General features: G+C 56.4%; 19 protein-coding genes. 8 read left to right on the top strand and 11 right to left on the bottom strand.

Translation table 11 applies throughout. The annotated features are described in order from the left end of the window. Positions 1–85: 85 nt before the first annotated feature. Both VFU50_17530 and VFU50_17525 read right to left on the bottom strand, forming a co-directional pair. Positions 86–1,339, bottom strand: a complete 1,254-nt coding sequence (locus VFU50_17530) for an HD domain-containing phosphohydrolase (protein ID HEU5234666.1) — start codon at positions 1,337–1,339, stop codon at positions 86–88. A gap of 111 nt (positions 1,340–1,450) precedes the next feature. Continuing rightward, positions 1,451–1,990, bottom strand: coding sequence for a hypothetical protein (locus VFU50_17525; GenBank protein ID HEU5234665.1), 540 nt, complete (start codon positions 1,988–1,990; stop codon positions 1,451–1,453). A 566-nt stretch (positions 1,991–2,556) separates the two neighbouring features. Between VFU50_17525 and VFU50_17520 the strand changes: the two genes are divergently transcribed. Together VFU50_17520 and VFU50_17515 are read left to right on the top strand one after the other, a co-directional pair. Next, entirely contained in the window at positions 2,557–3,714 is a 1,158-nt protein-coding gene (locus VFU50_17520; protein HEU5234664.1) for a histidinol-phosphate transaminase, read from the top strand. 225 nt (positions 3,715–3,939) lie between these two features. Continuing rightward, on the top strand, positions 3,940–4,233 hold the full coding sequence (locus VFU50_17515) for a GlsB/YeaQ/YmgE family stress response membrane protein (protein HEU5234663.1): 294 nt from the start codon (positions 3,940–3,942) through the stop codon (positions 4,231–4,233). 92 nt (positions 4,234–4,325) lie between these two features. Here the strand turns inward: VFU50_17515 and VFU50_17510 are convergent, their stop codons facing one another. From VFU50_17510 to VFU50_17490, 5 genes are all read right to left on the bottom strand, one after another. Next, the gene (locus VFU50_17510) at positions 4,326–4,598 is read right to left on the bottom strand and encodes an isocitrate/isopropylmalate family dehydrogenase (protein ID HEU5234662.1); all 273 of its coding nucleotides are present in this window, start codon (positions 4,596–4,598) and stop codon (positions 4,326–4,328) included. A 32-nt stretch (positions 4,599–4,630) separates the two neighbouring features. Next, positions 4,631–5,386 carry a metallophosphoesterase family protein gene (locus tag VFU50_17505; protein ID HEU5234661.1) on the bottom strand — a complete coding sequence of 252 codons (756 nt, stop codon included), beginning with the start codon at positions 5,384–5,386 and terminating at the stop codon, positions 4,631–4,633. Positions 5,387–5,404: 18 nt separating this feature from the next. Then, positions 5,405–5,932, bottom strand: coding sequence for a DinB family protein (locus tag VFU50_17500; protein ID HEU5234660.1), 528 nt, complete (start codon positions 5,930–5,932; stop codon positions 5,405–5,407). 138 nt (positions 5,933–6,070) lie between these two features. Next, on the bottom strand, positions 6,071–6,457 hold the full coding sequence (locus tag VFU50_17495; protein HEU5234659.1) for a DUF3224 domain-containing protein: 387 nt from the start codon (positions 6,455–6,457) through the stop codon (positions 6,071–6,073). A 204-nt stretch (positions 6,458–6,661) separates the two neighbouring features. Continuing rightward, positions 6,662–7,642: a YafY family protein gene (locus VFU50_17490; protein ID HEU5234658.1), complete on the bottom strand. Its 981-nt coding sequence runs from the start codon at positions 7,640–7,642 to the stop codon at positions 6,662–6,664. An 83-nt stretch (positions 7,643–7,725) separates the two neighbouring features. Between VFU50_17490 and VFU50_17485 the strand changes: the two genes are divergently transcribed. Together VFU50_17485 and VFU50_17480 are read left to right on the top strand one after the other, a co-directional pair. Further along, positions 7,726–8,286 (top strand): hypothetical protein, encoded by a 561-nt coding sequence (locus VFU50_17485; GenBank protein ID HEU5234657.1) that lies wholly within the window; start codon positions 7,726–7,728, stop codon positions 8,284–8,286. Positions 8,287–8,470: 184 nt separating this feature from the next. Next, positions 8,471–11,008 (top strand): AMP-binding protein, encoded by a 2,538-nt coding sequence (locus tag VFU50_17480; GenBank protein HEU5234656.1) that lies wholly within the window; start codon positions 8,471–8,473, stop codon positions 11,006–11,008. Here VFU50_17480 and VFU50_17475 read toward each other — a convergent pair. Together VFU50_17475 and garD are read right to left on the bottom strand one after the other, a co-directional pair. Beyond that, the gene (locus VFU50_17475) at positions 11,005–12,930 is read right to left on the bottom strand and encodes an alkaline phosphatase family protein (protein ID HEU5234655.1); all 1,926 of its coding nucleotides are present in this window, start codon (positions 12,928–12,930) and stop codon (positions 11,005–11,007) included. The two genes, VFU50_17480 and VFU50_17475, sit on opposite strands and share 4 nt — an antisense overlap. A 57-nt stretch (positions 12,931–12,987) precedes the next feature. Beyond that, positions 12,988–14,550, bottom strand: coding sequence for a galactarate dehydratase (gene garD / locus VFU50_17470; GenBank protein ID HEU5234654.1), 1,563 nt, complete (start codon positions 14,548–14,550; stop codon positions 12,988–12,990). A 90-nt stretch (positions 14,551–14,640) separates the two neighbouring features. Between garD and VFU50_17465 the strand changes: the two genes are divergently transcribed. Together VFU50_17465 and VFU50_17460 are read left to right on the top strand one after the other, a co-directional pair. Then, positions 14,641–15,693: a 2-dehydro-3-deoxygalactonokinase gene (locus VFU50_17465; GenBank protein ID HEU5234653.1), complete on the top strand. Its 1,053-nt coding sequence runs from the start codon at positions 14,641–14,643 to the stop codon at positions 15,691–15,693. Beyond that, entirely contained in the window at positions 15,690–17,399 is a 1,710-nt protein-coding gene (locus VFU50_17460) for an IlvD/Edd family dehydratase (GenBank protein HEU5234652.1), read from the top strand. Before VFU50_17465 ends, VFU50_17460 begins: the two co-directional genes overlap by 4 nt. A 262-nt stretch (positions 17,400–17,661) precedes the next feature. On the opposite strand, the gene VFU50_17455 is transcribed toward VFU50_17460, so the two are convergent. Together VFU50_17455 and VFU50_17450 are read right to left on the bottom strand one after the other, a co-directional pair. Beyond that, positions 17,662–19,380 carry a dihydroxy-acid dehydratase gene (locus VFU50_17455; protein ID HEU5234651.1) on the bottom strand — a complete coding sequence of 573 codons (1,719 nt, stop codon included), beginning with the start codon at positions 19,378–19,380 and terminating at the stop codon, positions 17,662–17,664. Between the two features lie 245 nt (positions 19,381–19,625). Next, positions 19,626–20,903: an MFS transporter gene (locus tag VFU50_17450; GenBank protein ID HEU5234650.1), complete on the bottom strand. Its 1,278-nt coding sequence runs from the start codon at positions 20,901–20,903 to the stop codon at positions 19,626–19,628. A 456-nt stretch (positions 20,904–21,359) separates the two neighbouring features. On the opposite strand from VFU50_17450, the gene VFU50_17445 reads away from it, so the two are divergent. Together VFU50_17445 and VFU50_17440 are read left to right on the top strand one after the other, a co-directional pair. Continuing rightward, a complete protein-coding gene (locus VFU50_17445; protein HEU5234649.1) occupies positions 21,360–22,169 on the top strand; it encodes an aldolase/citrate lyase family protein in 810 nt (269 codons plus the stop codon). Further along, positions 22,166–23,134: an aldo/keto reductase gene (locus tag VFU50_17440; GenBank protein ID HEU5234648.1), complete on the top strand. Its 969-nt coding sequence runs from the start codon at positions 22,166–22,168 to the stop codon at positions 23,132–23,134. Before VFU50_17445 ends, VFU50_17440 begins: the two co-directional genes overlap by 4 nt. Positions 23,135–23,145: the final 11 nt, after the last annotated feature.

Raw genomic sequence — 23,145 nt, 5'->3', positions numbered from 1 at the left:
GAAAAAGGCATGAGCAACGTCATGCCAAACAAATCCAAAAATCTGATCCTGCAAAACTTCGACAAATTAGGCGGCGACTCCGACCTTACGCCGAATACGCGCGATGCCCCGTCAATCTGCCGACCAAATCGCATGACAACCGATCGAGATCCGCAGTCGTAATCTGCGTTGTACGCTGCGGCGGCAACAAGCGGGTCTCGCTTTTGCCTTCCACATCGCGCCGCAAATGCACGAGCAGGGCCTGAACTACGCTAGAATCAAACTTCGTCGGCGACAATCGAACCAGCTCATGACAGACGCTCGCCACCGAACTCGACGCCCGATACGGACGATCACTGGTCATGGCGTCAAACGTATCCGCGACCGCGACGATGCGGACCGAAAGCGGAAGCTCGTCGTTGTGCAGGCGATCGGGGTATCCGGAACCGTCGGCGCGCTCGTGATGCCAGCGCACCACCTCGGGCACTTGTGGCCACGGGAAACGCACGGACGAGACGATCTGATGTCCCATCACGGTATGGTCGGCGATTGCGCGAAATTCTTCAGGACGCAGTGTCGAGGCCTTCGAGAAGAATTGCTTGTCGACGGTTACTTTGCCGATGTCGTGCAGATGACCCGCAGCGCGGATTCCCGCCACTTCTTCTTCATTCATGCCTAGCGTGCCGGCAATCCCGGCAGCGAAGCGGGCGACGTGTACCGAATGTCCACGCAGGTACTGATCCTTGCAATCAATCGTAGTTGCGAACGCTTCGAGAGCATCGTCGTAGGAATGATGAAGCGAGCTGAGCAAGCGCAGATTGTCCGCGATCTGATGCCGGAGAGACTCAGCCAGAGAATGGTTGTGCAACACTAGCGCCAGATGTGGCGCGAGCATGTCGAGGCATTCGATGTCGGGTGCGCCGTACGACTCGCGTCCTAAACGCGCGCCCAGCACGAGCATGCCCACCGGGCCTGTGTTCACGCGCAATGGCGCCACGCATTGAATTGAAGAGAGGAAAGGAAGGTCCTGAGAACCGAAGAACTCTTGTATGTCCTGCGGGCGAATGGGAGCACGCGGCCCGCGCGCCTGCTGCCAGTTTTGCGGCTGCGCTCCAAGGAGCGGCAGTACCGAATTGGGACTCAGCGATGGAAATCCGTGAGCGGCAACGCAGGTAAGCTTGGTGAAGTTGCCGTCGAGCAGCAGGATCGCCGCCTGCTCGGCGTCGAACGCGATTGCGACTCGCTCCAGGATTTGCCGGACCGAATCGGAAAACTCCCGCTCCGACGTCGCCACGGGGCCGATGTCGGCAATGGTCCTCAGTACGGCGAAGAGGCGGACGAGCTTCGAGTTTTGTTCCATCGAAAGACGAAGCGACGGAACCGACAGAGCAACTAAAACATAGCACCGCAGGCAGGGCATCCCAGTGGATTTGTGAGGAGTGGTTAGTTGCTGGTTTGGTACATTCCAGCTTTACCGCGTGTAGGTGGGAGGCTCCTCGGGATCGAGGGCGACCTGGTCATGAATCTCCCGAATCCTTCCGTAGACCGCACGCCGAATCGTTTCCAGATTGTACGTGCGCACAATGAAGATCTCGGTGGCGTACAGGAAATTCCACTGCTCATCATCCATACGTTTGCGAATACCGGCGGGCGTAGCCACGACGTAAGTCACTGTCCAGCGAAAGTCTGAAGCCGAGTCGTAAAGCTCGATGATCAATTCGTCGGCGAAGCAATCAGGATCAGGAGGCCCGGGAGCGGCGTCGAAGTGCTCGAAGTTGAACTGGGTCACCCGCACGCGTCCGAGGTGGTCGGAGACGGGTGCCAGATCGGCTTCTCGTGCGGCGCGCGAGGAACCGGCGAATGCGTGGTCGAATCGGCGTTCGAGCCTGGGATCGAGCGGAGCATAGTCGCCCAATTTGCCTTTGTCTTTGCGGGTAAACATCAGGCGTACAGCCGAATAGAAGACGATGCCAACGACCACGAACAGCGCAAACTCGATTTGCTTATTCATGCAGGCCCCTTGCTTGCGCGCTGCCACCGGCCTTGGAAGGCTTTCCGATGCTACTCAAGCCGGAGTTTTTCCACAGGTTTGTCATGAAAGATGTCCAACCAGAGTCGCTCCTGGGGCATCGCACTTGGGATGCCGTGGGAGTTCTCCGGGCATACCAGGTCCAATGGCCAAGAGGAAGACGCATGCTGCAGTGAAGCCCCTCCAGAAACAAAGGACTCCGAGGCTCTGGATCGACACCGCTAATCTTCCCACCTCTCTAGCGCGGCGAAAAATGAGGCCGCAGCCGCTTTGGAAAATGACATCTTCCCCTCCGGAAGGCTCGCAAAATCATTATCTACAGTTAGCAGATGCAGTTCTGAAGCGAGTCACGTTCGATTCGCCCACGGGGCTGAGGGAGCGCCTGCCCCATCTGGTTTCCAAAGTCGGCTAAAGCTTCCATCGACCGCACTGCTATAACGGCGCTACAATCCTGCGTGGTTTAGGATGGCGCACACAGGACCGTCAAAGCTCGTGAACGGCCTTGGTCGTAAGTTGTTGGTTCTTTGTCCTGTCCGGAACGGCTTTCGATGATTACGCGTCGGCGATTTCTCCACTCGCTCGGATTTGGCGCTGCGGCTGGCGCTGCGCTCGGGTCGTTACCATCCGCGCTCAACGCCTTCGAGCCCTCGCGACATGCCCAGGCGGTTGGCGCCAAAACGGCACTCGGAGCTGCGCGTGCGAATGCCATTCTGCTGAACAGCAACGAGAACGCTTACGGACCTCTGCCGAAGACCGTCGCCGTAATGCAGCAGGCGCTCGGTTGGGCAAATCGCTATCCTGATTTCGATTACGATGCGCTGGTATGGGCTATCGCCGATCTGCACAAGATCAAGCCGCAGCAGGTAGTGACAGGTTGCGGATCGACAGAAATTCTGCGAGTCTCCGCGGCTGCGTTCCTCGGACCCGGTAAGAGACTTATTACTGGGTGGCCGACGTTCGAGGCGATCGCTTCCTACGCCGATGCAGCGGGCGCAGAGGTCGTAAAGATTCCGCTGACGAGCAGCTACGCCAACGATATTGATGCGATGCTGTCCCAGGCGCAGAGCGCGCCATCGTTGGTGCATGTGTGTAATCCCAACAATCCCACGGCGAGTCTCACTCCACGCAAAGATCTCGATACCTTTATCTCTAAACTGCCGGAGAACACGTACATTCTCATTGACGAGGCATATCATCATTTCGCAGTCGGCGCCCCTGAGTACAGTTCGTTTCTCGATCAGCCAATCGACAATCCGCGCCTGATCGTCGCGCGGACGTTCTCGAAGGTGTATGGCATGGCGGGCATGCGCCTTGGGTACGGCGTGACTTCGATCGAAACCGCGGAACGCTTGCGTCGCTTCCAAACTCAGGACAATGTCAACATGGCAGCAGCTCAGGCCGGACTCGCTGCTCTTGAAGATACGGACGAAATGCAGACCGCAGTTCGTCGTAATACAGCTGACCGACAGGAATTTTTTGCGCAAGCCTCACGACGGAATCTGAAAGCTATTCCCTCTTACGCAAACTTCGCAATGATTGATGCTGGACGTCCTGCCCACGCAGTGAACAGCTACTTCAAGCAGAACGGAATCTTAGTAGGACGAAAATTTCCGCTCATGGATAACTTCGTCCGCGTGTCTTTCGGGAAGCCGAACGAGATGCAACAGTTCTGGCGTGTGTGGGATGAAATGAAGAAGAGCTCCTAAGCTTCTAAGCTGCTCAGCTCCTAACCTTGTAAGCACGTTAGTCCTCTCCCTTCATAGTGCAACAACACTGGCGCTGCATGGTGTTTTTACAGGCATCTTCATTGATGGTGCACCGATTCTCGAAGCTTAGGAGCTTAGAAGCTCAGCAGCTCAGAAGCTTGCCTGTCATCCTCGCATTCGCTCAACCCATCTAACCCTCAAAAGCTTTCCAGGGAGGAACACAGAATGCACGGGGTAATTTGGTGGATCATAGTCGGTCTCATCGCCGGCTGGATTACGGGCAAAATCATGCGCGGCGCAGGTTATGGCGCGCTCGGCGATATCATTTTGGGAATCATTGGCGGGGTTATTGGAGGCTGGATCATGCGTGCGATCGGATTTTCCGCGCAAGGCGGCATGATCTACACCATCATCGTAGCCGTGATTGGAGCCGTGATCCTCACAGCAATATTCAGAGCGATTACCGGCCGAGGGCGAGGAAGAGGCGACACGTCGTCGAATTTGCGACGGGTGGCCTGAACCTGTCAAACTTCGTTAACGGCGTCGTGAGACGCCGTTTTTCTTTGTCCAAATTGAGGACGTGCAAATCAGCACGGCAAGGTTGTCTAGATCTATCTGAGAGCACCCGCGTCTGTAGCGCCCTTTGCGTGAGCGACCTCGGCAAGAATTGCGCTTCCCAAGTCCTGCGTTGTTGCATTTCCACCCAGATCTGGAGTCTTTGGTTCACTCGCTGCAATCACGGTTTCGATAGCCTTTTCTATCTCTAAGGCAGCCCCCTCGCCAAGATGTTCGAGCATCATCGCGCCTGACCAGATTTGCGCGAGAGGATTGGCGATTCTTTTGCCTGCTATGGCGGGGGTCGAACCATGCACGGGTTCAAACATCGAAGGAAATTCCCGCTCTGGATTCCACGATTTCAGCTCATTCCATGCTGAGTAAATAGCTCCAACATCGAAGCTTCGCTGGGGGAACTCAGCACGTACTTCGCTGCAAACTCCTCTGCCTCAGGATAGGCAGTGCCACGTACGCGCGCCGCGGCTCGCGGCAGGTCGTAGTCGGTATGGCGTAGCTCGACGCCGGGTCCGAGCAGCAACCAGTCTGCACCTGTTTTTCCGAAGGGCATGCCTACGCTGCCCGCATTCAGTACGCGAACGTTACCTATCGTGCGATCGAACTGCATGTGCGTGTGGCCGCAGACTACTACTCCTGCTTCCACTCCGGCGAACGCCGGTAACACCGCACTTTCGGGAGTAAGACGAGTGAAAATCTCGTTTTCATTTCGTGGCGTCCCATGGCAAAAGAGAACTTCCCCCAGGCCCTCGATGTTCTCGGTAAGCGTTCGCGGCCATGAACGCAATACGTGCTCGTCCGACGCGCTGATCTGGGCTGCACACCAGCGCATCGACATTTTTGCCGACTCTGGCATTCGTCCCGGGTCCCTGCCTTCGCATGCGGTGAGGAGGGCTGCTTCGCAATTCCCGAAAATAAACTCGGTTGGTTGTTCAAGGCTCCGAACTCGTGCGAACGCCTCGATGGCCATTGGTCCAGGAAATACATCTCCTCCGATGACAATCTGGTCCACGTCCTCGCGGCGAAGCTCGTCCAGCACTGCCTCCAGCGCAGGCAGATTGCCATGGACGTCGTACAACGCCGCAACTCGCTTGAAGCTCACAAGATTTACTTCAAGTGTCTATTTCACTCCGTTCTTTGGGTCCCAGGAGCCTTGTTCTTTGCGCACGTAGATGATCTGGCCGATGTGGTACGCATTATGCGTGCTGATGTGAGTAAATAACTGGGCGTTTTCCTTTACTTTGGCTTCATCGGCGGTCTCAACCCATTTTTCCAAATCGGCCAGGACTTGATCGAGTTGTTGCACCACATCGTTCCAGCTCTTCTCGTCGAAGTTATTGAAGGTGTCATCGTTGTTGCCGCTGAACTTCTCCGGCTTCTCACCTTTCAGTTTCGCCAGGCTCTGCCGATTCCAGAACACGAGGTGATAGGCAAGCTGCCCGACCGAGTGGTTTCCCTTGCCGTCGGTCCATTTGGCCTGCTCCGCCGTGAGGCCCTTCACGGCGATGTTCGCCGGCACGAACCACTCTTCGCTGTTGTGGGTTGATTTGAGTTCTGCGAGCAGCACGTCGCGAAGGTTGGTGGGCTTCTTATTTTGTGCAAAAACGGGAACCACGGACAACAGCAGGACCACTATGTGTTTCTTCATTCGCCAGTTCTCCGGAGAGTTAGGTTTGCAGTCACTGATTCTAAGGTGTCAGGACGTACATTTGCTGCCAGATGAGAAGAATTGTGACCAGTACACGGGTTGAAGCTACGGAATGTGCGCACTTCCAGTGCTCCAAAGTCACTGTGATTCGGGCAGCGTGTATTCGAAGTCGTAGGAGTGCTTTCCATCCGGGGCAATAATGATATTCATCTTACCTTCGAGACCAGTGAGTTGACCGGTTCCGGACGTGGGTACAACCGTGATCGTCAGGGTGGGCGTGCCATTAACCATTGTGGCCTCGTGTTGCAGAACAAATGTTCCTGTGTGTCCTCTCAGAGATCCTGTTACCTTCTCGAGAGCAACGTAGGCAAGTCTGGCATAAGCAAGCATCTCGCCTTTGCTGCTGGCTTCAAGGTCTCCGTGAAACTGCTTGTCGATCGACATTCTGCCGAAATCCTTGTCGTCGTTATAGGCGGGTAGCGGATTGAGCTTGACGTCAAACGGTCCGGTGGCGTGATGGGTCATTCTGGCTTCTTTCTGGGTTGAAGGCGACGAAGAAGTTTGGGCATACACGGCGCAGGATAGTGCGGAGATGCCCAGCAGGAAAATTGCAAGGCTATAAAATCTTTTCTGCATATACCTCACTGTTCCATTCTGAAACCAGAGTCGCTAGCGAGAGCTAACACTTCGAAACGACCGTAATATCTGGTAATCATTCTTGAGCAGCCGCTAGGCGTGAGCTTCCAGAATCACTGTTTCCAATCTGTGCACACGTTCGAGCGCCGCCGTTAATTCCGCTGCGACACGTTTACGAAGACTCAACGGCTCTATTACATCGACACGCGCCCCTTGTGCGAGCACCAGAAAGCAGGCCTGATCTTCGTCGTCGAAGCGCACATTCATCGTGAACCACCCATCGGCATCCGGACCGCGCCCGTCTTCAGTGGCCATGTGCCATCTCTTCATTTGCTTTGCGCACTCCGGATGCAGCCGCAGAACGGCATCGAAGTGAGGCCAGCCATCGCGAAATCGCTGAGCCGACGACCGCCAGTACTTAGCGAGGTCGAAATCGCTGGGGCGCTCGCTTCTCTGCTCGAGCAAATTCGCTTTTTCGATGCGGGAGACACGAAACGTCCGCAGTCCCGCCTGTGTATTCGCAACCAGGTACCACGTTCCGCTCTTTGCCACCAGCCCGAGCGGATCGATGATTCGGTCCTCACTCTCGCGACCATTCTTCGCGTAGCGGATCTTAAGTTTGCGGTCACGCGAGACGGCGTCCTGCACGATCGGCAGCGTGGAGAGGTTTTCTGGCGTTCCTCGCCAGCCCGTGGTATCTACGAAGAGCCGCTGCTGAATTGATGCTGCCTTTTGCCTCATCGAATTCGGCAACGAAGCGAGCAGCTTCGCTAAAGCGCTCTCGGCTGCGGCCGCGAGTCGAGCGTCGCCGATCACTCTCGGCTGGGCCATGAGCAGGGCTCGCAGTTCAGCTTCATCTAGGCCCGGGACTTGCGTTCGCCAATCTTCATCGAGCTGCCACCCACCGCGTGCACCGCGCAGCGCAAAGACCGGCACGCCGGCAGCGCTTAGTGCGTCCATATCGCGGTGCAGCGTACGCATCGAGACCTCAAGCCTCTTGGCCAGCTCACGACCGGACATCCGTCCGTGCGCTTGCAACAACATCACGGCAGAAAGTAAACGATCGGCTCTCATGAACCTGCCCTCTTCGACCGCCAAGGATTATTTGGGCGGAATTATGACATGAGCTGTCATAAATGGACGGCTACAGTGCCGGAGTGGCGATTTTATTGGTCGATTCGAAAGATCGAAGAAAGAGGCTGCAGATGAAGCTGACTGAGCTGTTCTTAGCACAATTGGAACGTGAAGCCGAAGGGACTCGCCATGCGCTGGAGCGCGTGCCCGAAGGTCGCAACGATTGGAGACCTCACGAGAAATCGATGCCGCTTGGTTACCTGGCGGCACTGGTTGCCAGGATGCCCGCCTGGGTGGCAATGACCATCAACACGGATGAACTCGTCCTCGGCTCCAATGGTGGATCAAAGTTCACGCCCAAGCCGTTGGCCACGAGAGCTGAGCTTCTGCAGTCGTTGGAAGAGTCCGTTGCCGAGGCACGCGAGGCGCTTAGCAGCACGAATGATGAACATCTGCTGAAACCGTGGCGCTTCGTCGCCGGCGGTCAGGTACAGAGCGAAGATCCGCGATACATTGTGCTCACTGATGCCGTCTTCAGTCATCTTGCGCATCATCGTGGTCAGCTGACGGTTTACTTGCGGCTAAATGAGGCGTCGGTGCCGGCCATCTATGGACCCTCGGCTGACGAAAGACAGATCGCCTGAAGACAAACAGAACTGTCAGGAGCAGCAGCACCTAAGGCTTAAGCAAGCTCGCCCTTCAGCCTTTCGCGTTCTTTTAACATCAGCAAGAGCCCCGCGTGTAGCAGACGACCCTTATATCTCGTCTTAAGGCCAAGAACACGTGTATCGCTCGTTCAAAAGGTAAGTCGGTTATTTACACTGTCTCGTGCCGCGAACCTCCGTTACTGAATACCTGGAACAATTCTCACGTCATCGGCGTGACATAGCTTGTGTATTCCCGCGCGGGTACCGCATAGTTCGCTGGACGTACAGTGAGCTCCTCGGCCAGGCGCAACGCGTTGCCACGTTTCTCGACCACATTGGGATAGCAAAGGGCGACCGCATCATGCTCTGGGGGGCAAACTCCGGAGAATGGCTCGCATCCTTTTGGGGCGCGGCTATGCGCGGAGTGGTTGTCGTTCCCATGGACAACGCTGCCGCTCCGGAATTCGCGCAGAGAGTATTTGAACAAGTTCAAGCCAAACTCCTGATCAGTTCACGCGGACTCACGTTGGCAGCGGCCAATGGAAAGACTCTTCACTTTGAGGGCTTCTCGTCGCTTTCCGTTTCCGCAAAGGCAACTGCGACATCGGTGAGTTCTTTGAGCCGCGAAGATCTGCTGCAAATCGTGTTCACCTCCGGAACAACCGGAGAGCCAAAAGGCGTCGTCATTACTCACGGCAATGTCCTCGCAAATCTCGAACCGATCGAGCGCGAAATACAGAAATATTTGCGTTACGAGCGTATATTCCATCCACTTCGTTTTCTCAATCTGCTTCCGCTCAGCCACGTCTTCGGACAATTCATGGGCATTTTTGTGCCACCGCTGATTGGAGCTATGGTCCATTTCTCTGAATCCATCAAGGCTTCAGACATTCTCAATACGGTCCACCGAGAGCGCATCTCGGTGCTGATTACAGTACCGCGGCTGCTTGGCTCTTTGCGGGAGATGCTCGAGGCTTCGCTGCGGGAACGACTTGGAGAAGAACGTGTCCGTTCCGAAATGGAATCAGCCGGCCAGGAACACTTTGCAAAACGCTGGTGGCGCTTCCGTCGCATTCATTTTCAATTCGGCTGGAAGTTCTGGGCAATTATCAGCGGCGGGGCCACTCTCGATCACGATGACGAAGAGTTCTGGCGCAGCCTCGGCTTCGCGGTGATTCAAGGTTATGGACTCACTGAAACTACTTCTCTCGTAAGCCTGAATCATCCTTTCAAACTCGGCCGTGGCTCCATCGGCAAGGCGCTTCCTGGGCGCGACATCAAACTCGACGCATCAGGCGAGATTCTCGTGCGCGGCGACAGCATCGCCAAAACTTATTGGGTGAACGGGCAGCCTGTCGCCGCGCGCGAAGGCGAATGGTTCCACACCGGTGACTTGGGCGCGATCGACGAAGCCGGCAATCTGTACTTCAAAGGCCGCAAAAAGAACGTGATCGTTACCGCGGAAGGGATGAACATTTATCCCGAGGATCTGGAAGCACAAATCCGCGCGCAACCTGAGGTGCGCGACTGCGTTGTCGTCGCAGTGCAGAGAGGAGGAAATGCCGAGCCGTGCGCCGTTTTAATCCTCCAACCTGATTTTGCTCACGACGGCGGTGGAGCGGCTGCACAAGCCATTGGTCATGCAAACCAGAAACTCTCCGCACATCAACGCATTTGGCGTTGGCTTATCTGGCCCGACTCCGATTTCCCTCGAACCTCTACCCAAAAGCCTCGCCAGGATCTGATCTCTGCCTATGCTCATGCGCAAGTTGAGCGCTCCGGAAATGGGAATGTCCCGCGAAGCGCTGTTGAGCAGGCTATTGCTGGTCTGAGGAAGCGGGGAGCAGGCTCATCCGCGAAGCTCGATGACGATCTGAATCTAAGCTCCATTGATCGCGTGGAGCTGCTCACGGCCCTCGAACAGCGATATCAGGTCGACTTGGATGAGAGCCGCTTCTCCGAAGCTAGCACGGTCGGAGAGGTAGAGCGCATCCTCAACGAAGCTAGCCAGGCGCCGCGAAGCCGAAAGTATCACTATCCACGATGGGCTCAGAAGTGGCTCGTCCATTGGCTCCGCGTCGCAATTTATTACCTCTTTACCTGGCCCGCGACGCTCATTATGGCGAAGCCCACGGTCGTTGGAGGCCAGCGGCTCAGAGCCTGCAATTCGCCACTGCTCTTCATCAGCAACCATGTAACGTATATCGACGCTGGGCTGCTGATGTTCGCCATGCCGCCAAGATATCGCCAGACGCTCGCAATCGCCATGCAGGGCGAACTGCTCGCCGAAATGAGAAATCCTCCAAAACAGATGAATGTTTTTCAGAGAGCAATCGAAGTGCTCTCCTACTGGCTCGTGACTGCATTGTTTGACGTGTTCCCTTTGCCGCAACAGTCAGGTTTTCGCGAGAGCTTTGCGTTTGCCGGACGGTCGATCGATCGCGGATACAGCGTTCTTGTCTTTCCCGAAGGGCGTCGCACCACAGATGGAGAGATGTCTCCATTTCGTGCAGGCATCGGCATCCTTGCGCAGCAACTCAAAGTACCTGTCGTGCCAATGAGAATCGACGGGCTGTTTCCGCTGAAATCGGAACAGCGTCATTTCGCTCGCCGAGGCCAGATTAAAGTGATTGTCGGGGAGCCCGTGCAATTCCCTGAGCACATGAGCGAAGAAGACATCGCGCGAGCTTTGGAAGAACGCGTGAAGTCCCTAACTTAGAACGTAGGTCCTACCTCGCGCGATTGACTGCAGACCCCATTCGTCGGCTGGGTTGGCAAAGCTGGAGGCGTCTTCCAGGCCGGCGGCTGTGTGAAATCGAAAAACTCGCTCATGTCATCCGCCCACGCGTCCCGTTTCGTAAGCGCCGGCACGTCGAACGTGCTCTCGATCAGCTTCAGGATCGAGGTCAGCTCGCGCGGTTTATGCGAGACAAAATGCGGTTTCACCCACGGTGAAATGACCATAATGGGAATGCGGAAACCGGATAGGTTGAAGTTTGCCTTTACATCGCCGCTCTTCAAAATTGGAGCAATATCATCGGGCGGCGGCACCTGGATTGGCGGCACGTGATCGTAGAGTCCTCCGCCTTCGTCGTAGGTAAGAACAAATACTGATGACTGCCATGCCGTGCTATTCATCAGCGCCGAGATAATCTTCTGCACCAGCGCCGCACCGCTCTGGACGTTGTTGTCTGGATGCTCATCCAGTCCCGTGGCTCCGGCGCGTTCGATAAAGACTACCTGGGGCAGGTCATCATCTGCGGTTGGGGACGCGAGTACACTGTACCAATTGCTGATGTTGTAGACCTTGGGCTTTATATCGCTACGATAATAATCAGCAAAGTTGCTCAGATAGATATCGCTGTCCTGATAGTAGTAACGCCAGCTCACGCCAGCGTCATTTAACGCGCGAAAGATCGTCTCTTGTGACCAGCCACCGGCTCCGGGAGTCGCGTTCACCGTATGTCCGAAAGAGGTGCCTGTGAACATGTACATGCGGTTCGGAATCGTGTTCGACGGCACGGATGAGAAGAATCGATCGCTCGTAGCAAATTGCGTCGCCAACTCGTAGTAATAGGGAAGATCCGTCTGATCGTAGTGGCCCATCTGCCTGGTTCCGTCGGGATCTTTTGTCGTTGTATTCAAGGTTTGCGCGAACTTGTCCATCAGGAACTTCGCGCCGCTGAAGTCCGATTCCATGAACGTGTCCGGCGCCTGAAGATCCATGTCGGTGTGGCTCTCATTCCAGGCGAAGTCGAGACCCTCCGTACAGACTGTCTGGTAGTGATACGGCTTGACCAGTTTTCCCGTTTTGGTCTTCAGCTCAGTATTCGGATTGAATCCATCAATATCGGTGGCACTGGCTCCAGGAACTTTCGACGCTCGGTACGCTCCAAGCACTCCGAAGTAGTTGTCGAAGGTGCGGTTCTCCTGAAGCATGACGATGATGTGTTTGATCGGATGATCCGGAATCACCGGTGGCGGCACGGCTACGCTGACTACAACCTGCTGACTCAGCTTCGCGCCGCTCTGATCCGTAGCAGTGGCTGTGTAAGTTGTCGTCACGCCCGGCGCTACCTTGAAAGAGCCGTTCGGCAGAAGCGCGCTTAGGTTTCCGACTCCCTGGTCAACCGACAATGAGCTGATTCCCTGCGAAGTCCAACTCAGCATTGCGCTGCCGCCCGGTTGAATCGTGTCGGGCTCGACCGAAAAGTTGAACTGCACCGGCAGAACAGTGATCGTTGCGCTCGAACTTGCCTGATGGCCGCCGGCGTCCGTCACCGTAGCGACATAAGTGACGGTGGTGCTGAGCGGGAATGTTGCCGATCCGGTGGGAAGCGTGAGTTGGCGATCCTCGGCTTCAGGCAACGAGGGAGAAAAAGTGATCGATGCGGCATTGCTCGTATTCCAAGTCACGGTCGTGAGCTGTCCGGCCACAACCGTCTGCGGGTTTGCCGAAAGCGAGACGCTCGCCGTTTGGCCGGGCGCTGTCAATGGATTTGCGCCGCTGCCCACCGATGCAACCTGCGGCGATGCGCCACCCCCACATCCGGCACAGAAAATAATGATGAGAATTGTTGCGAAAACCAAAAGCTGCTGAAGATTTATATGACGAATGTTCACGACCCGGACTCGACTCACGAGCTTTGATTCAGCAGCTCTGGCCAGAGTTGCCGGTCGTGTATTTCTAAGTCTGCATCACGTTACGGGCGCCGGATTGAATGGTGCGAGCGCGTTGTGAAGGCCCCAGTGCTCGGCCCAGGTCTTCTTACTCCCACTGGCGACCTCAAGGATGAACTGAAAAATCTCCCAGCCGACCTCCTCTACGGTTGCCTGGCCGGTCGCGATACGTCCGGCATCGATGTCGATCAGGTCCGGCCAGCGTTCAGCGAGCGCCGTTCGCGAGGAAACTTTCACAACTGGCACCATCGCCAGGCCGTAAGGACTGCCTTCCCCAGTCGTAAATATGTGAAGGTTCATCGAGGCAAGTTGCTGCGTTCCACAGACGAAGTCGCTCGCCGGAGTCGCGGCAAAGACAAGTCCTTTCGATTTGATCTTCTCTCCTTGGGAAGCGACGGCCATGAGCGCCGACGTGCCTGATTTGGCGACTGATCCGAGGGCTTTCTCGACGACATTGGCCAAGCCGCCGCGCTTGTTTCCTGGAGTGGGATTCGCAGTTCTATCTGCTCCGCCGCGGGCGAGGTAGTCATCGTACCAGCGCATCTCCCGGATCAAGTCACGCGCGACCTGCTCGTTGATCGCGCGAGGCGTAAGCAGATGTACCGCGTCGCGAACTTCCGTGACTTCCGAAAACATGACCGTTGCTCCGGCTCGGACCAGCAGATCAGCCGCATAGCCAACCGCCGGGTTGCAGGTGACGCCAGAAAAAGCATCGCTTCCGCCGCATTGAAGCCCGACCACCAGCTCCGAAGCAGGAACCGTTTGCCGACCCCTGCCATTGAGTTGCTCAAGCCGCTTCTCGGCGGCGCGCATGATCGCCGCGACTACCTCTCCAAAACCGTGCTCATCCTGCATACGAATAACAAGCGGATCGGATTCCAGAATGGGAAAGGCCTTTGTATCGTGATCAGGAAAGAGTCGCGATGGCTGCAGCTTCTCGCATCCCAGACTAACCACCATTGGGGTCGATCCTAAATTCGCGTGCATTCCGATGTGCCGTAGCGTGGCAACCGGAATCTCTGAACCGGGCGCATCGAGCGCAACTCCGCACCCGAAAGTGTGCGTGATAGCGATCACATCATCCACATTCGGGAATCGCGGAAGGACTTCGTTCTTGATACGGCGAACCGCATAATCCACAGTGGGAGCAACACACTGAACTGTTGTCGTTATCCCCAGAATGTTCTTTGTTCCGATGCTGCCATCGGCATTGTGATATCCCGCAAACGTGTAACCGGTGAGAGCCGGTTGGCGAGGCGGCGGAGTCGTGGCCAGCGGAAGGTCATCGAGAGGAGGAGCTTGCGGAACATCAAGCATCTCCTCGCGCACCCAAGCGCCCGCACGAATGTTGCGATTCGCGAAAGCGATCGTGTGCCCATATCGCACCACGGGTTGGCCCTTGTCGATGTCGCACAACGCGACCTTGTGTGCCTGCGGAATTTTGTCGAGCAGTGTTGGCCCGTCGGGAATCTGAGTTCCGGCAGATAAGCCATCATCCGCGACCACAATGGCCACGTTGTCGCGCGGATGCACGCGAATGCACAGCGGTGCTGAGCGGCTTGGCTGCATGGATATGGCCATGTTAGCGCCTCTTCTTTAATCAGCAAGAGCGCACGTTTCGTGTACTAAGAAGCAATTCCTTTCGTCCTGACGTATATTGCAGAACATTCCATGTCATCACCAAGTGAGCCGCGCGAAAAGCTCTGCGCCATTTACGTGGACATGGGGACGACCAATACTCGAGCGTGGCTGATGGAAGGAAGCCATGTAATCGCACGGGAGTTCTCCCCTGTCGGCATCCGCGACTCAGCTCGCGAGAAGTCGCCGAAGATAATTCACGAAGGTTTGCACGCGCTGATCGTACGACTTCGTGAGGTTCGTTCTCGTCATTGCAGGCCAACACACATCGCCGCAGCGGGGATGATTGGCTCCTCTCTCGGCCTGACTGAAGTCCCGCACGTTATTGCTCCAGCAGGATTCGACGAATTGTCAGCCGCCGCGCAGTGGCACCGTTTCGAGCACATATCTGATTTGCCGATTCTTGTGGTCCCGGGAGTGCGCTGCGGCCCCACGAATCCCCGTATCGAACAGATTGAGTCCGTGGATGTGATGCGTGGCGAGGAAACGCTCTGCGCAGGGCTCGTTGCTCTCAATGTTGTGAGCCGTTCCGACGTCGTTTTGAACCTGGGTTCGCACTGGAAGGCAATTCAGCTCGATGCAAAAGGACGAGTGTCCTCCAGCAGTACTTCATTATCAGGCGAACTGATTCACGCGACGCAGCAACATACAATTCTCGCCGATTCCATCGCGATGAACTGGCCCGATCGGCTCTCGCTGGAATGGCTCAAATCGGGAATGGAACTCGCCCGGCAGTCTGGACTCGCGCGTACACTCTTTTGCGCGCGGCTGCTTGACCTTTCTCATACTGGTACTTCAGAAAATCGTTTTGCATTCGCGGTTGGAGCTTTCGTCGCATCAGACCTGGATGCACTGCGAAAACGGGGTGCTCTCAGTTCACAGCACAAGATCAGCATTCTCGGCAGCAAAGCGCTTTCCGAGGCATGGCAATTCGGTCTCAGCGATGCCGGCGTTCCATCTGCCACCATCGACTCGGGAACTGTCGAGAATGCCTTTTTAACCGGGCTAAGGCTTATTCTGGAGAAAGCACGCCATTCGCTGGATCGATCTTCAGCTCACAATATTCGGAGGAACTTCAGCTCATGAAGCTGCGCAGCACGGCGTGGTTTGGGCCACGCACTCGCGACGGATTCATTCATCGCAGTTGGATGAAGAATCAAGGCTTGCCCGATCACCTTTTCGACGGGCGTCCCGTTATAGGAATCTGCAACACCTGGTCAGAGCTCACGCCGTGCAACGCGCATTTCCGCCGCATCGCCGAATTTGTGAAGCGCGGCGTGTACGAAGCTGGAGGCTTCCCTCTCGAATTCCCGGTGATGTCTCTCGGCGAGACGCTGATGCGTCCGACCACGATGCTCTTTCGCAATCTGGTGAGCATGGACGTGGAGGAATCAATCCGCGCGAACCCGATCGACGGAGTCGTGCTCCTTGCCGGTTGCGACAAGACGACGCCTGCGCTCCTGATGGGCGCAGCTAGTTGCGATCTGCCCTCGCTCATGATCTCCGGCGGCCCGATGCTCAATGGAAAATTTCGCGGGCAGGATATTGGGTCCGGCACAAACGTTTGGAAGTTCAGCGAAGACGTGCGCTGCGGCGTGATGAGCATCGGCGACTTCATGGATGCCGAAGCCTGCATGAGCCGCTCCGCCGGACACTGCATGACCATGGGCACCGCTTCCACGATGGCCTGCGTCGTCGAATCGCTCGGTATGGGACTGCCGATGAACGCCGCGATTCCCGCCGTCGATGCGCGTCGCTACACGCTGGCGCACAATGCTGGGCGTCGCATCGTGGAGATGGTGAAAGAGGATCTGCGCATGTCAAAGATCCTTACGCGCAAAGCATTTGAGAACGCGATTCGCGTAGTGGGCGCAATTGGCGGCTCGACGAATGCAGTGATCCATCTCATCGCGATCGCCGGCCGGGTCGGCGTGGAACTCTCGCTTAAAGATTGGGACACCCTCGGACGCAACGTTCCCTGCCTGCTGAATCTCATGCCCGCAGGCAAGTACCTGATGGAAGACTTTTACTACGCCGGCGGATTGCCCGCGATCATTCGCGAACTCGGCGATCTCATCCATCGCGATGCCCTGACCGTGAACGGGAAGACGATTGGCGAGAACGTGAAAGATGCTCCTTGCTACGACGCTGATGTCATCGCTCCACCGGAAAAACCGATTCGGGAACACAGCGGAATCGCCGTCCTGCACGGAAATCTCTGTCCGAATGGCTCCGTGCTGAAACCATCTGCCGCAACTCCCGAACTGATGAAGCACACAGGTCGTGCCGTCGTCTTCGAAAACATCGAGCACTTCTACGAGCGCATCGATGATCCCAATCTGGACATCGATGAGCGCTGCGTGATGGTGCTGAAGAACTGCGGTCCACGCGGCTATCCGGGCATGCCGGAGGTCGGCAATATGCCTCTGCCTTCGAAGATTCTGAAGAAGGGGATCACTGACATGGTTCGCATCTCAGACGCGCGCATGAGCGGCACTGCGTATGGAACCGTCGTCCTGCACGTTTCCCCGGAGGCGGCAGCCGGTGGCATTCTCGCCGTCGTGAAAGACGGCGACACGATCGATCTGGATGTTGAGGCGAGAAGGCTGCATCTGAATGTTCCCGATCAGGAAATCAAACGCCGCTTAGCCGACTGGAAGCCGCCGAAGCCGGTCTTCGAGCGTGGGTACTACAAGCTCTACTTCGATCACGTAATGCAGGCCGATAAGGGAGCCGACCTGGATTTTCTGCCGGGCGGCAGCGGCGCCGGCGTGCCGAGGGATAGCCACTGAATCAGAATCGGCAACTTTCTTGAAGGAACAGCGATATATACAGGGAATGGATTCGTGAAAACACGAAAATCCGCAAATTTGGCCGCAAATTCGAAAATTTCTTTCACGACCAGGGAATTAACAGGGAAAGCGGGCATTTGGGCGGTAATGCAAAGACATCACAGGACTTCCTTGCACTGACTCGGGCTTTCAAAGAATTAACAGGGAAACAACAGGGATTTTTTTGGCAAAGCGCACGCAAGACAATCAGCGCCGAAATAAGTTAATCCTTGCCGGCAGTCCTGGTCGGCTTCACAAGAAAGTCGAAGTCGCACCCTTGCGGTGCCTGCATGACGCAGCGGCGGTACAGTCCTGCGTAGCCGCGCTCTGGAACTGGGGGCGGTCGGAATCCTGCGAGTCTTGCCTTCCGCTCTTCTTCTGAGATCAGCAGGTCGAGGCGTTTCTTCGAAACGGATAACGCAATGCGGTCCCCGGTTCGCACAGCGGCGAGCGCGCCTCCGGTCGCAGCTTCCGGAGCGACATGGAGCACGACAGTTCCAAACGCGGTACCGCTCATTCGCGCATCGGAAATGCGCACCATGTCTTTCACTCCTTTACGAGCGAGTTTGCCAGGTATGGGAAGATAGCCCGCTTCCGGCATCGCCGCGGCCAATGGCCCGGCGTTCTTGAGCACGAGAAAATCCAGCGGAGCTACGTCGAGATCGGGATCATCAATGCGCGTCGCAAGATCATCCAGTCCATCGAAGACAACCGCACGACCTTCGCATTCGAAAGATGAAGGATTTGCAGCAGCGCGTTTGAAGATGGCGCCGTCGGGAGCGAGGCTCCCGCGCAGAGCAACGATGCCTCCGTCAGGCGAAACGGGTTCAGATAGTCGATGAATCACTTTGTGATCAACAAAGGTCGAGTGCTTGTCGTCTGTGAGCCGTTCACTCAACTTGCGTCCATCGACGCCTATGCAGTCGAGATGAAGCAGCGGACGCAGTTCACGCAGCAGAGCCGCCATTCCACCGGCAGCGTGAAAATCTTCCATGTAGCCCTCGCCCACCGGCTTGAGATCGACCAGTACCGGAGTCTCATCGGACATTCGATTCAATTGGTCGTATGAGAGCGGAATGCCAAGCCGGCCCGCGATCGCGGTGAGGTGAATCACTGCATTAGTCGATCCGCCAATCGCGAGCAGAACTCGCAGGGCGTTCTCGACAGATTTCGGCGTGATGATTTGTTCGGGAGAAATAGGCTGATTAGCGAGACGTACAGCTGTCTTCCCGGTGTTCTCGGCAGCGACGAGTCGCGCCGCGTGAACCGCTGGAATCGCTGCTGTCTCTGGTAGCGTCATGCCAAGCGCCTCGGCGACGCAGGCCATCGTGCTCGCCGTTCCCATTACGGCACAAGTGCCGGCAGTGACTGCGAGATTGCCTTCAACTTCAAAAATCTCTTCGTCGCTCACTTCGCCGGCGCGATACTTCGCCCAAAACCGGCGGCAGTCCGTGCAAGCCCCAAGACGCTCACCGCGATAGCGTCCAGTCATCATCGGTCCGGTGACAAGCTGAATCGCCGGCTTTCCCGCCGAGGCCGCGCCCATAAGCTGCGCCGGAACCGTCTTATCGCAACCGCCGATCAGAACAACCGAGTCCATCGGCTGCGCCCGGATCATCTCCTCCACATCCATCGACATGAGGTTGCGAAACATCATGCTGGTGGGATTTAGAAAAACTTCGCCGAGAGAAATCGTTGGAAAGGGCAGAGGAAGCCCACCGGCCGCGAGTACGCCACGCGAGACAGCCGCGACGAGATCCTCCATCGTGCGATGACAGTTATTGAAGCCGCTGCCCGAGGTCGCAATCCCGACTATCGGCCTATCGAGCATTGCTCCGGAAAAGCCCATGGAACGAGCAAACGACCGCCGCAGATATCGCGAAAACTTACGATCGCCATAATTGGTGAGCCCACCATCGAGCCCCTGCGGTTTATCGCTCATTCGTCTTCATCGCCTGGAAAAGTCAACATTCAGTTCAGCATGGAGCCACGGAGAAAAAAATAATTTGAACACGGAGGGCACGGAGGACACAGAGGGATCAAGACGCCAAAAAGCCTGATTCCGTTCCAGGACCAGTGTTGAAAGTGTGTAGCGATTTTTCGAAGCCTGAATCTACCTCTGCGTCCTCCGTGCCCTCCGTGTTCAATTGTCTTGCTGTGCCTGTCTGTCCACGGCTCCGTTGCGACTCAAGTAGCGGCTCGTCGCTGAGCCGGGCGCAGACAGAAGCACAGCACGGCCCCAAGCAGCAGCGCGGCGCCTAAGCTTCCGAACCCATACACGAATCCGCCGGAGCGCTTCAGGAAATATCCGATCACGACCGGTCCGAAATAGCCTCCGAGATTTCCAATTGCATTGATCAGTCCCATTGCACTGGCTACTGATTTCTGCGGCAAAGTTTCCGTGGGGATCGCCCAAAATGGTCCAAGCGACGCGTACACGGCGCCGACTGCTATGGAGAGTAATGAGAAGCAAAGCAATGGTCGCTGCTGCACAGCCAGCGCGAGCAAAAATGCTCCACCCGAGACAATGAACGTTACGCTCATGTGCGCACGACGTTCGCCGGTTCTGTCGGAGCTCTTGGCGGTTGCCACCATCATGATTGCTGCCAAAATGTAAGGAATGCTGACGATGTTTCCCAGCGTGAGCTCGCTGAGATTCTTGGCTTTTTCGAGGGCGGATGGCAGCCAGAACAGCGATCCGTAACTGCCGAAATTGCGCATGAAATAAATCACGATCAAGAGCAGCACTTGTGGGGAAAGCAGCGTAGCCAGGTATCCTGTGCGTTCCGCGCTTCTTGCCTCGGCGGCTTCCTGAGCGAGGGTGGTTTCGAGATAGTCGCGCTCGCCCGCCGAGATCCATTTCGCATCTTTGGGATAGTCGTCGATCATCGCCAGCCAGATGAGCAGCCACAGGAACGGAAAGGCGCCTTCGACGATCAGCAGCACTCGCCAGTTCCAGTGCTTCAGCAGCCATCCGGAGAACGGTGAGGAAATCACGACCGAGAGCGGAAGGCACAACATCCAGTAGGCGTTCGCGCGCGCTCGCTCATGGCGCGGAAACCAATGCGCAACCAATACCAGCACCGCCGGCCAGACTCCGCCCTCTGCCAGTCCCAAAACGAGACGCATGATCCAGAACTCGCGCGCCGTGTTCACGAGGCCAGTTGCAATCGAACAGAGTCCCCAGGCAACCAGCAGAATGGCCACAACGCGTTTCGCGCTCCAGGTTTGCGCGAGATGTCCGGCAGGCATCTGGAGGAAAAGGTATCCCCAGAAGAAGATGCCCACCGCATCTCCCGCCTGCTGCGGATCCATGTGCAACTGCGCGCTCATTTGCGGCAGCGCCATCGACACGTTGGTGCGGTCGATGTACGAGATGGTGTACATGACGAACGAAACGGTGAGAATGCGCAGCCAACGTTGATCCTGCGTGCTAGCGGGAGCCGGGGTGATGGTCGATGACAACGTTTGCCTCAGCGTAAAACTGGGGATTTCAGCGTTTTTGTAGATTCATTCTGTGGATGTCGATGTTTTTCGGTTCTGTCATCCTGAAGCGCTTCTGTTGCGCGAAGGATCTCCCGTAAAGGCATCTGACTTGATCGCATTCGAGTGGCTCCTTCACCATACCGTCACGACCGCTCGGCCGAAGGGCCTCTCAAGGGCATTTCAGCCTGAAGCATCATCGGAGATCCTTCGCGCAAAGGATGCGCTTCAGGATGACAGAAAGTAGAAGGGCTCGTTGCAAATGAATTCGGCCTTTCCCGAACTAGAGTCTCATCTTCCAAAAACCGAAAACCTCCGTCTTGATATTCTCTGCTGTTCCGGACTTGAACCCGGCATTCTGCTGAATAAAACCGATGAAGCCAGCGTGCACCGAACATTATCCACATCACACGATTCCTGTCACCGGGCGACCATTCGATGAGTGAAAAAAGAACAACGCGCGTGAGCCGCGCAGTTAAAGAATCCGGCGCACCTCTGCTGGGCATCGCTGCATATTTCTACGATCCGATCTTTGTCGAGATCGCAGCCAAGCTTGGCTTTCGCGTGCTCTGGATCGAGATGGAGCACGCGCACATTACGTTCGCCGAAGCAGCCAATCTGTGTCGCATTGCTTCGGGCGCTGGGATGCTCACGATGATTCGCATCCCCGACAATCGCCGCGAGAGCGTGCTCAAGGCGGCCGAGTGCGGACCGGACATCCTCGACCTGCCAATGGCTGACTCGCCGGAGATCGTGCGCGCGTTCACCCAGCACGCCCGTTTTCGGCCGGCAGGCGCGCGCGGATATTTCAGCGTTCCTCGCGCACTCGATTATGGAATCACCGACAGCCTTCCCGCCGCTCAGCAGAAGGTCAACTCTGAACTTTGCCTGATGATCCAGATTGAAACTGAGGAGGCGGTAAATCGCGTCGATGAACTCTGCGTGATCGATGGCATCGATATTTTCATCGGCCCAGCGGATCTTTCCGCGAGTCTTGGCGTGCCCGGCCAGACAACGCACCCGAAAGTGGCCGAAGCGATTCAGAAGATTCTGCGCAGTGCGCGGAAGCACGACAAACTGGTCGCGGTCGGCGCTCCTCTCCCTGACGTGCAGTTCTGGGTCGACCAGGGAATCGACCTGCTTTTCTGCGGCAACGACATTGCGTGTCTGCGGATCGGCGCGCAGACGATTCTTAAACAATTAAACGAGGCCATTCATAACCGGAAAGCGAGCACTCCTGCCCGATGATGTTCAAGAAGCTCAATCGTACTGACCTGAATATCTCCCGCCTTTGCTTCGGCACCATGACATTCGGCAAACCTGCGGATCAGGCGACCTCGACGCGCATGGTCGATCAATGCATCGAGGCCGGTATCAATTTCTTCGATACCGCCAACATGTATCAGCTTGGTGTTGCTGAAACCATGCTCGGCGAGGCTTTGAAAGGGCGCCGCAAGAACCTCATCCTGGCCAGCAAGGTCCGTTTCAAAATGGGAGACGGCCCCGACCAGAGCGGCCTCTCGCGCAAAGCCATCCTGCGCGCAGTCGAGGAGAGCCTGAAGAGGCTGCAGACCGACTATCTCGACATCTACTATCTGCATTATCCCGATTACGACGTCGCGACTGAGGAAACGCTCGACACGCTCGAATTGCTGGTGAAGCAAGGCAAGATTCGCTATCCGGCTACTTCCAATTACGCTGCATGGCAGCAGGTCGAAATGCTCTGGATCGCCGAGAAGAAGAACTACAAGCCGGCGGTGATCACGCAACCGATGTACAACCTGTTGGCGCGCGGCATCGAGCAGGAATGGCTGCCGATGACCAAGCACTACGGGTTATCCAACATCGTCTATAACCCGCTCGCGGCCGGCCTGCTTACCGGCAAGCACCAGATGCAGACGGTCACTCCGGGCACGCGGTTCGACAACAACAAGCTCTATCAGGACCGCTACTGGCACAAGCAGGACTTTGAAGCGGTCGAGAAACTGAAAGTCATTTCGGAGAAATCGGGACGCTCGCTGATCAGCATTGCCTTCAACTGGCTCCTGCATCACACCGCGAGCGATTGCGTGATCCTCGGCGCATCGCGTCCGGAGCAACTCGCCCAGAACCTCGCGGCGTGTGAAGAAGGACGTTTGCCAGAAGATGTGGTCAAAGCGTGCGATGAAGTCTGGAGAGAATTGCGTGGTCCAATTCCGGTTTACAACCGCTAACCGAGCCGAAA

The organism is Terriglobales bacterium (assembly GCA_035764005.1).
Classification (GTDB): domain Bacteria; phylum Acidobacteriota; class Terriglobia; order Terriglobales; family Acidobacteriaceae; genus Gp1-AA112.
Note: the sequence above shows the minus strand (reverse complement) of the source record. Positions and strands in the feature narration are given on the sequence as shown.